This window comes from Streptomyces sp. NPDC054813, from assembly GCF_053611365.1.
In genome coordinates this window covers 121,888-135,697 of the sequence record NZ_JBSHAF010000029.1, presented here as the reverse complement: position 1 = coordinate 135,697, position 13,810 = coordinate 121,888, and the positions used below count along the sequence as shown (strand labels likewise).

Annotated in this window: 13 protein-coding genes and 3 pseudogenes; 6 read left to right on the top strand and 10 right to left on the bottom strand. The window is 69.6% G+C overall.

The annotated features are described in order from the left end of the window. Positions 1–84: 84 nt before the first annotated feature. Complete coding sequence (locus ACWGJB_RS41630) at positions 85–381, bottom strand: hypothetical protein (protein ID WP_453385222.1); 297 nt, start codon at positions 379–381, stop codon at positions 85–87. Between the two features lie 341 nt (positions 382–722). Here ACWGJB_RS41630 and ACWGJB_RS41625 point away from each other — a divergent pair, with 341 nt between their 5' ends. Both ACWGJB_RS41625 and ACWGJB_RS41620 read left to right on the top strand, forming a co-directional pair. Further along, positions 723–977 carry a hypothetical protein gene (locus ACWGJB_RS41625; protein ID WP_453385221.1) on the top strand — a complete coding sequence of 85 codons (255 nt, stop codon included), beginning with the start codon at positions 723–725 and terminating at the stop codon, positions 975–977. Positions 978–1,174: 197 nt separating this feature from the next. Beyond that, positions 1,175–2,800 carry a CehA/McbA family metallohydrolase gene (locus tag ACWGJB_RS41620; protein ID WP_453385220.1) on the top strand — a complete coding sequence of 542 codons (1,626 nt, stop codon included), beginning with the start codon at positions 1,175–1,177 and terminating at the stop codon, positions 2,798–2,800. A 51-nt stretch (positions 2,801–2,851) separates the two neighbouring features. Here the strand turns inward: ACWGJB_RS41620 and ACWGJB_RS41615 are convergent. The 3 genes and pseudogenes from ACWGJB_RS41615 to ACWGJB_RS41605 form a co-directional block, all read right to left on the bottom strand. Continuing rightward, positions 2,852–3,741, bottom strand: a pseudogene (locus ACWGJB_RS41615) (ISL3 family transposase); the annotation flags it as partial. Beyond that, entirely contained in the window at positions 3,701–4,156 is a 456-nt protein-coding gene (locus ACWGJB_RS41610; RefSeq protein WP_453385219.1) for a transposase, read from the bottom strand. The gene ACWGJB_RS41610 and the pseudogene ACWGJB_RS41615, both read right to left, overlap by 41 nt. Beyond that, positions 4,101–4,694: a transposase family protein gene (locus ACWGJB_RS41605; protein WP_453385218.1), complete on the bottom strand. Its 594-nt coding sequence runs from the start codon at positions 4,692–4,694 to the stop codon at positions 4,101–4,103. Before ACWGJB_RS41605 ends, ACWGJB_RS41610 begins: the two co-directional genes overlap by 56 nt. Positions 4,695–4,783: 89 nt before the next feature. On the opposite strand from ACWGJB_RS41605, the gene ACWGJB_RS41600 reads away from it, so the two are divergent. Beyond that, complete coding sequence (locus ACWGJB_RS41600; RefSeq protein ID WP_453385217.1) at positions 4,784–5,392, top strand: YdeI/OmpD-associated family protein; 609 nt, start codon at positions 4,784–4,786, stop codon at positions 5,390–5,392. A 140-nt stretch (positions 5,393–5,532) separates the two neighbouring features. Here ACWGJB_RS41600 and ACWGJB_RS41595 read toward each other — a convergent pair. The 4 genes and pseudogenes from ACWGJB_RS41595 to ACWGJB_RS41580 all read right to left on the bottom strand — a co-directional run. Next, positions 5,533–5,706, bottom strand: a pseudogene (locus ACWGJB_RS41595) (IS5/IS1182 family transposase); the annotation flags it as partial. A gap of 45 nt (positions 5,707–5,751) precedes the next feature. Beyond that, positions 5,752–6,261 carry a hypothetical protein gene (locus ACWGJB_RS41590; RefSeq protein ID WP_453385216.1) on the bottom strand — a complete coding sequence of 170 codons (510 nt, stop codon included), beginning with the start codon at positions 6,259–6,261 and terminating at the stop codon, positions 5,752–5,754. Between the two features lie 88 nt (positions 6,262–6,349). Then, on the bottom strand, positions 6,350–7,021 hold the full coding sequence (locus tag ACWGJB_RS41585; RefSeq protein WP_453385215.1) for a lysophospholipid acyltransferase family protein: 672 nt from the start codon (positions 7,019–7,021) through the stop codon (positions 6,350–6,352). 181 nt (positions 7,022–7,202) lie between these two features. Next, complete coding sequence (locus ACWGJB_RS41580; RefSeq protein ID WP_453385214.1) at positions 7,203–7,910, bottom strand: beta-glucanase; 708 nt, start codon at positions 7,908–7,910, stop codon at positions 7,203–7,205. 827 nt (positions 7,911–8,737) lie between these two features. Here ACWGJB_RS41580 and ACWGJB_RS41575 point away from each other — a divergent pair. From ACWGJB_RS41575 to ACWGJB_RS41565, 3 genes are all read left to right on the top strand, one after another. Then, positions 8,738–9,832 (top strand): DUF1996 domain-containing protein, encoded by a 1,095-nt coding sequence (locus ACWGJB_RS41575; RefSeq protein ID WP_453385213.1) that lies wholly within the window; start codon positions 8,738–8,740, stop codon positions 9,830–9,832. An 11-nt stretch (positions 9,833–9,843) separates the two neighbouring features. After that, a complete protein-coding gene (locus tag ACWGJB_RS41570; RefSeq protein ID WP_453385212.1) occupies positions 9,844–11,598 on the top strand; it encodes a discoidin domain-containing protein in 1,755 nt (584 codons plus the stop codon). Positions 11,599–11,680: 82 nt separating this feature from the next. Continuing rightward, on the top strand, positions 11,681–12,721 hold the full coding sequence (locus ACWGJB_RS41565; RefSeq protein WP_453385211.1) for a LacI family DNA-binding transcriptional regulator: 1,041 nt from the start codon (positions 11,681–11,683) through the stop codon (positions 12,719–12,721). Here ACWGJB_RS41565 and ACWGJB_RS41560 read toward each other — a convergent pair. Then, positions 12,718–13,406, bottom strand: a pseudogene (locus ACWGJB_RS41560) (integrase core domain-containing protein). The gene ACWGJB_RS41565 and the pseudogene ACWGJB_RS41560 sit on opposite strands and share 4 nt — an antisense overlap. 80 nt (positions 13,407–13,486) lie before the next feature. Beyond that, a complete protein-coding gene (locus tag ACWGJB_RS41555; RefSeq protein ID WP_453385210.1) occupies positions 13,487–13,645 on the bottom strand; it encodes a hypothetical protein in 159 nt (52 codons plus the stop codon). Positions 13,646–13,810 lie beyond the last annotated feature (165 nt).

Sequence of the window (13,810 nt, the reverse complement as noted above, 5' to 3'; positions counted from 1 at the left end):
CGCGCCCCCGCCACCCACCTTCCCCGAGAGATACGTCACCCCCCGGCGCCGCCGGCCCACCCACACCCCCCCAAAAAAGGTCGGTCAGCCGTTGCCCCTGTGCCGGCGTTCGAGCATCAGGAAGATCAGGAAGCCGGCGACGAACAGAAGTGCTCCGACGACCAGGAACGGCACCGGCGCGTACTCGTCGGTGCAGGTGCTCCCACCAGCCGTCGCGTGACACACGTTCCCGGGGCCTCCCCTGTTCAGGTAGGCGAGATAGAAGGCCGGCAGGGCCAGGCCCGCGACACCTCCGACGATGGCGGCCCTGGGCCCCATCCGGAGCAGGAACACCGCGGCCACGGCGGCAAGGGCGATCAGGGCGATGCCCACCGTCAGCAAGGCCGCCAGTCCGAGGGCCAGACACCCCCCGACCGCGAGCCATGCGAGGAACCAACCCCACTCAGTCGCACGACTCTGGTCAACCGGGTCTGCGACAACACCCTTACCTTGCACGGCGCCCCCTGTTTCGAGGTGAGACTACGACGAACGGTCAGGCGAAGAGCAATTCAGCTTAGCGCCGCGGTGTGATCGCGACACAGACCGCGACGGCGGTACGAGAGACGGACGATCCGGCAACGATGATCCTCGTCCGTACTCACTGAGGTCTTTCAGCGTGGCCACTGATAGGGGGACGGAGTCAGGACGCGCAACGCACGAGGCTCCCGTGCTGTTTTCGGGGATTGAGCCCGGCCGAGCTGCTGGCGGTACGACGGCAACTCGTCGAGTTGCCCGCGACCTTGTCGTCTCTTCTCGCCGAAGTGCGTCAGCGTGACGCCGACGCACGCGGCATTCGGGTTGCCGAACTACGGGTGATCTGGCTGCCTCGCTCAGGACCCAGGACTGGTATCGCGCCCATCGCGCTGCTCGCAGGCTGCGTTGTCATCTCGGATATCTATCTGGCGATTTGGTACGCAGTGCTCACCTTCAACTCGTGATCAGCCGATTCGGAGGGGGGAGGCGGCCGGCGGGCACACAGGTACGGGTCCGCGTCGCACATACCGGACGAGCCCGCAGCCGTAGATATTCTGCTGGCAATTGCCAATACGGCTGCCCGTTGCTCACCCGCCGTTCACGACACCCCTGAACAGTCGGCGCGAATCCATGTAGCGACCACACACCATGATGAGGGCACATGTGTCTTGACGGACATTGCGAACACGACGTGGACGTCCTCCGCGTCGGGCAGACCGGCGAAGCGACTGGTGCGCCCGGCCGCCGCCGCTTCCTGGCCGCGGCTGCCGCCGGTGCCGCGGCGCTCACCCTGGAGTCGGTCTCCTTCGCGCAGAGTGCCGACGCGGCGGTGCAGAGCACGCCGCCGCAGACAGGCGAAGTGACCCGCACCATCAGCGGACATCTGGACACCGGCGTAGCGGACTTCGTCTACCTGCCGGTCGAAGTACCGCAGGGCGTGCAGAAGATCTCCGTGTCGTATTCCTACGACAAGCCGGCCGTCCCCTCCGGCACGCCGGGCAACTCGTGTGACATCGGCATCTTCGACGAGCGCGGTATCGCGCTCGGCGGCCGCGGCTTCCGCGGCTGGTCCGGTGGCGCCCGGACCTCGTTCGAGATCAGCAACAGCGAGGCCACACCGGGATATCTCCCCGGACCCGTCGGCCACGGCACCTGGCACATCGTGCTGGGTCCCTACCAGGTGGCACCGCAGGGACTGAACTACCAGGTGCAGATCACCCTGACGTACGGCCCGGCCGGCCCCGCCGCCCCGCGCCACTACCCGCCGCAGCGTGCCAAGGGACGCGGCCGTGCCTGGTACCGCGGAGACTGCCACCTCCACACGGTCCACTCCGACGGCAAGCGCCAGCCCGCCGAGGTGGCGACGGGAGCACGCGCCGCCGGCCTGGACTTCATGGTCTCCACCGACCACAACACCTCGTCCGCCCACGCCGTATGGGGCGACTACGCCGATTCGGACCTTCTGATCATCACCGGTGAGGAGGTCACCACCCGCAACGGACACTGGCTGGCTCTGGGCCTGCCTCCCGGCGACTGGATCGACTGGCGCTACCGCACCCGTGACGACGCGTTCCCCCGCTTCGCGCGCAAGGTGCGCCGCGGCGGCGGTCTCGTGGTTCCGGCTCACATGTACTGCGCCTATGTCGCGAGCCAGTGGAAGTTCGGCTTCGACGACGCCGACGCCACCGAGGTGTGGACCGGCCCGTGGACGTACGACGACGAGCACGCCATCAGCACCTGGGACCAGAAGATCGGCGAGGCCGTCCGCTCGGGCGGGCGGTGGATCCCCGCCATGGGCAACAGCGACGCGCACAGCGAACCGCAGGTGATCGGCCTGCCGCACAATGTCGTCCTCGCCGAGGACTTGAGCACCGACGCCGTCATGGACGGTATCCGCGCGGGACACAGCTGGATCGCGGAGTCCTCGGCCGTCCAGCTCACGTTTACCGCCAGCGGGAACGCGCGCCAGGCCGGTATCGGTGAAACGCTGACGGTACCCGCCGAAAGTCCCGTGGACATCCGGCTGGACGTCAAGGGCGTCCCCAACGGCACCGTCCGCTTCATCACGGACGAGGGCCAGATGCACCAGGAGTCCGTGAACGCCGCGGGCGAGGGCACGGTGGTGTGGCGTACGACGGCCTCCCTGGCCGCCTACGTCCGAGCAGAAGTACGTCATCCGATGGCGAACGGGTCGCCGGGACAGGGCAACACGATGGGCGACGCCCTGATGTTCGGCCCCATGGCCGCCCTGACCAATCCCATCTTCCTCACGCCGACCCGTCACTGACGGGCCAAGCGGGACGCGGCGGTCGCCGGTGGGCTCCTTCATGCGGGCCTACCGCTTGACGGTGTTCAGGGCGGCATCGTGGCGGCGGGCGCATTCGAGCAGGCCGACGCCTTGACCGAGCAAATTGCAGACCCGCTGCCTACTGCGCTCGCGGGTGGTCTGCTCGCGTCCGTCCCCGGGCCGGGCGGGGTTCACAGCGGTGGCCCAGCAGGCGGCGTGGCAGCGGACCTCAGTCAGGACCTTGCCGTACAGGTTGGACCAGAGATGCCGCCTGTCGCCGGCCTGCACCGCTTCGGGGAGAGCCTGGCGGATCGCCTCGCCATAGGAGCCGGACCCATCCCGGCAGACGTACGCGGCCCCGGGGTACTCGCGCAGCCACGCGACCAGGGTCTGGGCGGTGCGGTCAGGCAGGACGTCGATCCGCTCGCCGGTCTCCGTGTCGGTGATCACGGTGGCGTAGCGGTGCCGGCGCTTGCGGGCGAAGTCGTCGATGCCGAGCACGCGCGGGACGCGCAGCGGCAGTACCGCCTGGCGCATGAGGATGCGCGGGGCGGTTCGAGCGGGAGATCGTGCAGGCCAGGACGCGGGAGAGGCGGGAGAACCGCCTGGCCCGCTAACTCCATGACCACGGAGCCGAGTTGGCAGGCCAGGCGGTTGGTGCGACGCCGGTAGCGCTCCACGACGCCGGGAACCTGCTCGCGGCACGTCTGCCGCGGGCAGCCGAGCACCGGGCAGACCTGACGCCGGACCCGCACCGACGCCACGACCCGCCGTCCGTCCACCGGCACGTCCGCGGCCACCCACCCGTGGAAGCCATGCACCCGCCCCGTCTGCTGCCCGCACACCGAGCACCGCACCGGATCGTCCCGGGTCCGTGCCGACTCCCGGATGACCTCGCCCTCATCCGTCACGCCCTCGACGACGAGGCCCGTTGCGGGCGACGAGCTTGATCGCGCGGTTGATCCCTTCGCTCTTGGCGTTGTTGTGTCCGGTGTCGATGAACGCGGCGGCCTCGGGCCACCAGCGGTCGACGGTGGTGGCGAGCCGGCGGACTTCGGGGATGTCGGAGTCCGCGCACCAGGCGAGGAACTTCCCGCGGGCGTGACCGACTTGGTGGCGGTCGGCTCCGGTGCGGGCCAGGGCGAGGAGGGTGCGCAGGTTCTCCTTGGCTATCCAGGCCGTCAGCAGCGTCTGCCCGATCTTCCCTTCGCCCAGGAGCGTGTTCCACATGGTGGCGAACTGGTCGTTGGTGAGGTCCTCGCGGTAGCGCAGGAGGCGTCGCCTGGCTTTCCATTCCGGATCACTGGCGCGTCCGCGCCGGCCGCGGGTCTCGGCGGTGGTGCGGCGCCTGACCATGGACAGCATCTTGTTGGCGAGCTGGACCACACCGTCCGCGCCGGGTCTCGTCGATGCCCAGGACTGCGACCTGCGGCAGAGGTGCCTCGGCGACGTCGCGGGCCTGCGTGCGGAAGGCATCCATCACGGTCGGCCAGGACAGGTACAGATCCCGCGCAGCCTGGACGACCGTGGAACCGGCATCCCGTATGCGGCGCCCGGCCGCACCCCGCAGCCGGGCGGTCAGCCGGGCACCGGCCGGGATCCGCGGGATCTGCTCGGTGAAGGACCGGCGAGGGCAGCAGGCCTCGCGGCACCACCAGCGGCGCTTGTGCCGGCGCAACTCCAATCCGCTCTTGCCGTAAGAAGGATCGCGCGGCCGGGTCACCGCCGAGCCCTTCACCCTGGTGGCGAACACCCCGCAGGCCGGGCAGGCCCTGGCTGCCTCGTCGGCCGTGACCAGGTGAACTCGGCGCCCTCCGTCAGCCAGCCACTCAACCCGCGCGACGCACACCCCGTCGAGGTCGAGCAGCAACGTCGTATCGTTGAGCAAGCCCATGGCTCCTGCATGATCGGTCTGCGTCGAGAACAGAGATGATCACGCAGGTCCACGGGCATCCTGCATCCGGCGCCGTGCCCGAATGCGTCATGGCAATCGGCCGGGTGTGGTTCGCTGCTGGGGTGACTCAGGACTTGGAGATCGTCGCATTCGAATCCGCCGAGGCATTCCAGGCATGGCTCGGCGAGAACCACGCCGCCTCGTCCGGCATCTGGCTCAAGCTTCGCAAGAAGGGCCCCGGAATCGTCGCGCTGGACTACGCCCAGGCGCTCGACGTGGCACTCTGCTACGGCTGGATCGACGGCCAGAAGGCCAAGTTCGACGACCAGTGGTGGCTCCAGCGGTTCACCCCACGCAAGCCGCGCAGCAAGTGGTCCAAGGTCAACCGGGACAAGGTGGCCGCCCTGATCGAGCAGGGCCGGATGCATCCCCCGGGGCAGGCCGAGGTCGACCGCGCCAAGGCAGACGGCCGCTGGGAGGCGGCCTACGACGGCGCGAAGACCGCCACGGTGCCGGACGACCTCACGGCGGCCCTGACCGCCGACCCGGCCGCGGCGGAGTTCTTCGAGACACTGGACCGGCAGAACCGCTACGCGATCCTGTACCGGGTCCAAGACGCCAAGAAGCCCGAGACCCGGGCGCGCCGGATCGAGAAGTACGTAGCGATGCTGGCGAAGGGCGAGAAGCTGTACCCGTAGCCACGGAGAGGGACCGTGGCCGTGTGGTGCCCTCGGATCCCGGCGCGCCTGCGGCCCCGGCAGCAGGCGCCAATTGCTCTCACTGAGCGTAACGAAACGTCAGAGGCCCTGAGCAGGCGCACCGCTCAAGATCGAAGACCCGGATTTCGTTCATAGTGGGGGCTGAGGCGGCGGTAGCCGGACAGCGAGCACATGGTGCGCTCAATAACCCAGCGGCGGCGCCCTGAAGTTCAGTGGGCTCGATGCCTTTGCGGGCGATGCGTACTGCGATGGGGCTTGAAGTGTCGGCCGCGGTGGGGGTCGTGTGTCGTTTGCGGTCGCCGGAACCGCACACCCCGACAACGCGTGAGCTGCTGCGATCACGGCTCCGTCTGCTCATTCAGGCCTTCCAGCGGGTCCTTGACCAGACGGGCTGGTTCCGCGAGTGCGTCCTCGTAGCGGTCACGGGCGAAAACATAGGGCCCCATGGAGAGCTCGCCCCACTCCTTACGGAAGGGCTGTCGGAACGATGACCAGGTGACGGTCGCCGGAGTAGTGGTGATGCGTGCCAGTAGGGGCCAGCAGCCCCAGATACCGCAGGAGCAGCCAAGGACCGGGGTGGTACCGGCTGCGTCAGCGAACTCCGGGGCCGGATCCCCGAGAAAATGGCGCATGCGGTCATCGATCTCCTGGACAGGAAGGCCGTCGTGTTGAGACAGCAGAAAGCGTTCCTGCTCCGACGGGGTCTCCTCCTCGTGCTCCCGGCTCCAAAGGGCGCGAGTGGCCCCGGCGACATGAACGCGCAGATCCTTGCCGTCGATCCGGAAGCCCCATAGAAGGACGGAGAAGTCTTCGGAGCGCGGGTAGTGCCAGAATTCGATGCTCTGCATGGCCGTGATCCTCATGGGCGAGGACTGCCTGCGCGACCGGTTTTGGTTGCTGCAGTGGTCCCCTCGGCCTGCGCCAGCGCCTTGCCGGTCAGCTTCGACGGGCTGCCGGTGCGGCGGGCTCGCCGAGGTGTCTGGCCGCCGTCCTCCACGCGGCCGTCACCGCGCCGTGAGCCTGTGCGGTAGACGCTGCCCGGTCACCGGTCAGTGTGATCGGTGCCCCGACGTGGACGTGCAGGGACGGGCGGCGCAGTGGCGCGGTGACCAGCCCGGCGATCTGCTTGCCGGTCTTGCCCGAGGTAATCCGCCGGGCTCCTGCCTGGCCGACGGGTACGACGGGGGCACCGGTGCGTTCGGCCAGCCGCGCCAGGCCGCTTCGGAAGGCGGCGGGCGCGGCTTCGTCAGCATCGGTACGGAGCGGGAGTCTGCCTTCGCCGTAGATGAGGACCATGCGTCCTTCGCCCAGGGCGGCTGCGGAGAGGTCGAGGCAGCGAGCAGCACGGCGGTCGTTGCGGTGTACCGGGATGTGGCCTTCGCGGGCGAGCGCGCGGCCCAGCAAGGGGATGCGCCACAGGCCCGCGGCCGCCATGACGGCCGGCTCGGCGCCCAGGCGGCGCAGCGCGGCGAGAACGATGGCCGGATCGGCGAGGGAGGTGTGGTTGACGACGATGATGCTGCCGGGCGCGAAGGCGGCACCGGTGTCGGCGGTCACGGTGAGTCGGCCGACGGCCGGAAGCAGGACGTCGGCAAGGCGGCTGAGCATGAGGTCTCCCGGTCTCAATGATGAGGTCTTCATCCTTGAGGGCCAGAGGGGCCGGGGCGTGAGCGCATCTACTCAGCTCCACCGGTGCCCGGTACTCAACGGCCCAACAGCCGTCGCCGCGGACACCTCCACCGTCCCCGTGGGGTCTACGACGCCCTGTAGGGCGCGTCCGCCGTTCCGGCTACGCACCCGTCTCGGCCGCCGCCTCGTCGTCATGGGATTCCGCCACGTGCGGAACCACGGGGCGGTGCACCGTCAGGTTCTCGACACGGTAGGACAGTTCGGTGGTCTTGGTGTCGGGGCGTGGGTGGTACCGGCCGGCGCAGACGGAGAGGTTGACGATGAGGTACGCGTACCAGCCGGGTCCGACGCCCCGTCCGTCGGCGAAGACCTGGGTGCCGTTCAGCGTCCAGACGACACTGCGCCGGCCGAAGGTCACCCCCAGGTCGACGGCCCCGCCCGGACGCACCGCCGGGTGGTGGAGATAGGTATGTCCCTGGCGAACGTGGTTGGTGAGCTCCAGCAGATCGGGGTTGTCGGGGTGGTACTCGAAGACGTCGACCTCGTTGCCTCCGTCCCGCCAGGTCCAGATCGCCGGCCAGGCACCCAGCCCACTGGGCAGGCGGACTCGGGCCCGGAGCTGGTCACCGGTGCGGACCGAGAAGCCCTCATCGCTTCCCTCGGTGGTCAGCAGACCGGTGTCCCACCAGCCGTCGGTCCTGCGGGTGGCGCGGAACGTGCCGGTGCGCGAGTAGGCCGGATCCGAAGTGAGGTAGTCCAGCTTGTTGTCGCCCGGATTGGTGGGACCGCCGTCGGGATAGGCCCAGGAACGTCCGGCTACCCATTGGTGGGCGGAGGTGAAATCGGCAGTGAAGACGACATCGCTCACGTGCGTGCTCCCTCGATGGCAGACACGGCGTCGGATGCCACAGTGCTGCCCTGCCCGGCGGCCGGCCATGCGGTGGCCACCGGACCCTCGGCGATCCTCGCGCCTGCGGGTGATGGACCCATCGCCGACACTCGAACGAACGTTTGGAGCACGAACGCGCACAACACCCGTACCCGGCGCCGGTGTTCCATTCAGGCGAACCGTCCCGCGATACAGCCCATCAGAACCTCTGATCGCCCGGAACTTGAGCCAGGCGGCGATAGCCGTCGCAAGGGCAGCGCTGGTTGTCGGTCTTGCCCGCGCCGCCGAGGGTCGCCACATCGCTGACGGAAGTGACGTCGCCGGCGTCGCCCTGGTGTAGGTAGCCATGGAGGGGCGTTGGTGAGCGTCACGGTCCCGCCCTGGGACAGAGGGAGTTCGGCCGCTGCGGTCGGCCCGGGAACGGGAAGGGCGGGCATCGCCGCATGGCGGCGACGGCGACGCCCTCGGATCTGAGTCTCATGGAGGTCTCTGCGGATGCGTCGGGAAGGAAGGAGCCAGTAAGGCACCACGGCGGGGTGCGTCAAGGACGCTCCGGTGGCGCTTAGTTCATGACTTGATTTAATTCATGAGTTTCGACGCTCGGCAAGTCTTCTGAAGTTGAAATCTTTCCTGGCCCTCTTCTGCCGGATCCCTTGACACCTTGATGACATGCCCTCAACACTCCTCGGCGGGAGAGCGCTCTCCCGAACGTCTCCCGGCGCCCCCACGTCAGCTCGCCTGACGTCACGTCATGGGGACTCCTGGCGACGACCTCTGACACCCCCACCGTTCAGGAGGAGGTCTCCATGCCACGGAGATCGAAAGGCCTGTCAGCCACGCTGATCACCGGCGCGCTCCTGCTGACCTCGCTCGGCCTCGGCGGCATCGCCGTCAGCGCCGGGCCGCCCGCACCGCACAGCGCCGCCGCGCAGTCGTTCGCGGCCACCCACTCCGGTCATGCGATGGCCGCGTCCACGGCCAACTCCCCGGAGGATCCGGACGGCGACGGCTACATCCCCGCGAACCCGCCCGTCACCGGCGTGACGCCGTCCACCCAGGACCCGCCGCACCGCTACTTCCACGAGTTCCAGGCCAACTGCTCGGTCACCCACACCAAGCCGGACGACCCCATCGTCTACCCGCAGCAGCCGGGCAAGTCCCACGACCACACCTTCATGGGCAACACTACGACCGACGCCGACAGCACCACCGCCTCGCTGTCGGCCGGCGGCACCACGTGCAAGGCCCCCGGCGACCTGTCCGGCTACTGGATACCCACCCTCTACGACGGCGACCAGCAGATCCTGCCCGTAGGCCCGCAGGTCATCTACTACAAGGCCGGTGTCACCGACTACACCAGCGTCCGGCCCTTCCCCAAGGGCCTGCGCTTCGTCGTCGGCAGCCCCATGCAGAGCGCCGACGAGTTCCGGCACCACCCCGGCTTCGTCGAGGGCTGGGAGTGCGGTGACAGCTACTTCAACACCGAGTTCCCCGCGACCTGCCCCGACCGCGCGGATGTTCAGCTCAACATCCGTTTCCAGGCGCCCAGTTGCTGGGACGGCAAGTACCTCGACACCCCCGACCACAAGAGCCACATGGCCTACCCCGTGGTCAAGCCCGGCACGAACGACAACATGTGCCCGGCCGACCACCCGGTGGCGCTGCCGATGATCGAGTTCAAGATGGCCTTCCCGGTCAACGGCGACATGTCGAAGGTGCGGCTGTCCAGCGGAACGGGTCACAGCTTCCACTACGACTTCTTCAACGCCTGGGACGCGCCCACGCTCAAGGCCCTGGTCGACCACTGCGTCGTCGGCGGGCTCCAGTGCGACGCGCGCGGCTACGACGAGACCCACCCGGAGGCGGGCGCCGCGCTCGACGAGCACTACCGACTGCCCTGAGGAGTTCGCGAATGACCCCACGCACCCGCACCCGCACCCGCCGCATCGCGGCACCCCTCACAGCCGGCGTGCTGGCAGCCGGATTCCTCGCCGCTCTGCCCGCCGCCCAGGCCCACGCCGCGGGCAGCGTCGTCAAGGTCACCGGCAGCCAGGGCGCCTGGCAGCTGACGGTGGACGGGCAGCCGTACCAGATCAAAGGCCTGACCTGGGGCCCGAGCGTCGCGGACGCCGAGAAGTACCTGCCGGACCTCAAGTCCATGGGCGTCAACACGATCCGCACCTGGGGCACCGACGCCACCAGCAAGCCGCTGTTCGACTCCGCGGCCGCCCACGGCATCAAGGTCGTCGCGGGCTTCTGGATGCAGCCGGGCGGCGGACCCGGCAGCGGCGGCTGTGTCAACTACCTGACCGACACCGCCTACAAGAACCAGGTGCTCGACGAGTTCCCCAAGTGGGTCCAGACCTACAAGGACAACCCCGGCGTGCTCATGTGGGACGTCGGCAACGAGTCGGTCCTCGGGCTGCAGAACTGCTACAGCGGCGACGAACTGGAGAGACAGCGCGACGCCTACACCACCCTCGTCAACGACATCACCAGGAAGATCCACGCCGTCGACCCCAACCACCCGGTCACGTCCACCGACGCCTGGGTAGGCGCCTGGCCCTACTTCAAGAAGAACGCGCCGGACCTCGACCTGTACGCCGTGAACTCCTACAGCGCGGTCTGCGACATCAAGTCCGCCTGGCAGCAAGGGGGTTACACCAAGCCCTACATCGTCACCGAGACCGGGCCGGCCGGCGAGTGGGAGGTCCCCGACGACGCCAACGGCGTTCCGTCGGAGCCCTCCGACCAGGCCAAGGCCGACGGCTACACCCGGGCCTGGGGGTGCGTCACCGGACACAGGGGGGTCGCGCTCGGCGCCACGATGTTCCACTACGGCACCGAGTACGACTTCGGCGGCATCTGGTTCAACCTGCTGCCCGCCGGCCAGAAGCGTCTGTCGTACTACGCCGTGAAGAAGGCCTACGGCGGCGACACCAGCCACGACAACACCCCGCCCGTCATCTCCGACCTGACCGTGGAGGGCGGCGCGGGTCAGGTACAGGCCGGACGTGACCTCGTCCTGGCCGTGAAGGCCACCGACCCCGACGGCGACCGGATCTCCTACGAGGTCCTCGACAACAGCAACTACATCGACCAGAGCAAGAACCTGGCCTCGCTGCCCTCCACCGACCTCGGCGGCGGTCGCCTCGAGATCACGGCGCCCGACCGCCCGGGCGTCTGGAAGGTCTACGTCAAGGCGACGGACGGCCGGGGCAACGTCGGCGTCGAGACCCGCTCGGTCCGAGTCGTCCCGCCGATTCCGTCCGGGACCGATGTGGCACGGGGCAAACCCGCCACCGCCTCGTCCTACCAGGCGAGTTACGGTGACTGCCCGTGCACCGCGGCCAACGCGGTCGACGGCAATCAGGCCACGCGCTGGGCCAGTGACTGGAGCGACCCCCAGTGGCTCCAGGTCGACCTCGGCACCCGCACCACGTTCCGGCACGTCCAGCTGTCCTGGGAGGCCTCGTACGCCAAGGCCTACACCATCCAGACCTCCGACGACGGCCAGAACTGGCAGACCGTACACACCGTGTCCGACGGCAACGGCGGGATCGACGACTTCGACGTCACCGGGACCGGCCGCTACGTCCGCATCAACGGCACGGCGCGGGGCACCGGTTGGGGCTACTCGCTCTACGAGTTCGGCGTCTACGCCTGACGGACGGGCCTCCCCCGGAGTGCACGACCCGCTCCGGGAGAGCGCTCTATTGCCGGATTCGCAGGTCCGTTAGGGTGCCTGCATGAGCAGACGGGCCCCGACGCTGGAGGACGTCGCCCGGGAGGCCGGTGTCTCCCGGGCGACCGTGTCCCGGGTCGTCAACGGCATCCGCAACGTGGATCCCGAGATACAGGAGGTGGTCCGCGGGGCCATCGAGCGGACGGGTTACGCGCCCAACCGGGCCGCCCGTTCCCTGGTGATCCGACGGGCCGAGACCGTCGCCCTGGTGATGTCCGGCGCCGGGGACACCAGCGACGCCGGCCAGGACGCCTTCGCCGCATCGGTGTTCGCGGACCCCTTCTTCGGACGGGTCGTCAGCGGGATCGTCGGCTTCCTGCGCCCCCGCTCGATGCACCCCGTCCTCATGTTCGCCGAGTCCGCCCAGGCGCGGGAGGAGGTGCTGACCTACCTGCGCCAGGGCCGTGCCGACGGCGCCCTCGTGGTCTCCACCCACGCGGACGACCCGCTGCCCGCCCTTCTCGCCGACGCCCGCCTTCCCGCGGTGCTCTTCGCTCGTCCCTCCCGTCCGGTCCCGCTCAGCTACGTGGACCTGGCGCACCGGGACGGCGGGCGCCTCGCCGCGGAGCACCTCCTCGAGCGCGGCTGTCGCCGACCCGCCACGGTCTGCGGCCCCCTGGACGTGGCGGCGAGCCAGGAGCGCCTGGCCGGGTTCCGTGACACGCTCGCCCGCCACGGCCACCCCTACGTCCCGGTCGCCGAGGGGGGGTTCACCCTGGACAGCGGTCTCGCGGCCATGTCGGACCTGCTGGACCGCCACCCCGACACGGACGGCGTGTTCGCCGCCAACGACCTCATGGCGCAGGGCGCCTGCCAGGTCGTACGGGAGCGCGGACGCCGAGTGCCCGAGGACGTCGCGGTCGTCGGCTTCGACGACTCCAGCGTCGCCGTGACCTGCCGGCCCCGGCTGACCACGATCCGTCAGCCGGTCGAGGAGATGGCGGCGGAGATGGCCCGCCTGCTCGACGAGCACATCCACGGCGGCCGCACCGATGCGACGTCGGTCATCTTCGACCCGGAGCTGGTGGTCCGCGACTCGGCCTAGCTGTGCTCTTCGGACAGGCACGGCGACGCGGCCGGCTGATGTCTGCCCGCCCATGCCGGTGTGAGGTCGGTGGAAGTCGTACCGGTCCGGCCAGCCGGGGAACGCCGCCTGGCGTGCGGTGTCCGAGGTGCAGGGCCACTGGTGGCCCCATTCCTCGAGCAGGGTGCCGTGAAGGCGTTCGACCTTGCCATTGGTCCGGGGCCGCCACGACCTGGTCCAGCGGGGGCCGCTGCCCAGTTGGCGGCAGGTCTGTTGCCAGGTGTCGTTGGTGTGGGCCCAGGCGTTGTCGGTCAGGATGCGTTCGACGGTGACGCCTTCAGCGGCGGGCCCAGGATCCGGTGGGCGGTGAAGGCGGCGAGGCCGCAGCGGGCGGTCAGACGCACGGGTCCGATCCGGTGTTCACGGCGCAGGCTCACCACCTGTGCCTCCAGGGCGGGCGAGGTACGGCATGGCTGGTGGCGCGGGCGGCCGGACCGGTCGTGCATGCCCTCGGTGCCCAGTTACCGGTAGCGGCCGGCCCAGCGTGCCGCGGCGGTGTGGCCGACCTGGAAGCGTTCCGCGGCCAGCCGCGCAAGCCGGCCAGCGCCGACACACACCGGGCCAGACGCAGCCTGCCGGTCGGCGTCAGCGGGGCATTCCGGTGGAATGCGAGGGCCTCCTGCGGCCGGCGTGCAGATGTCGCAATCCACACCGAAGCCAGAAGGCCCTCACCTGTTCAAGCACTCAGCACGCGTGTCACCGACGTCCCTCGTCAACACCCGTGATCTACACCTGGCGCGCAGGGGACGTGATGCGGGCCGTCGCCCGGACCGGGCCCCCGTCGGCGCCGGCGAGGCGCATCGGAAACAGGAAGACCTCGACCGGACATCTCTCGGCCTGCGCGTCCGCGACGCGTCCGAGCCCGGTCAGGTTCTCGGCGATCACACCCCCCGCTCCGCACAGCACCCGGTGCGCGGGCAGATCCGCGGGACCGGTCGGGGGGGGGGGGGGCGCCACCCGATCCAACGGCTGAGAGTCCGGCGGCCCCCCCGACGCAGCACCCCCCCGCCCGCAGCCCACGAGGGGAGAGGGTAAAAACGCGGAGGACGC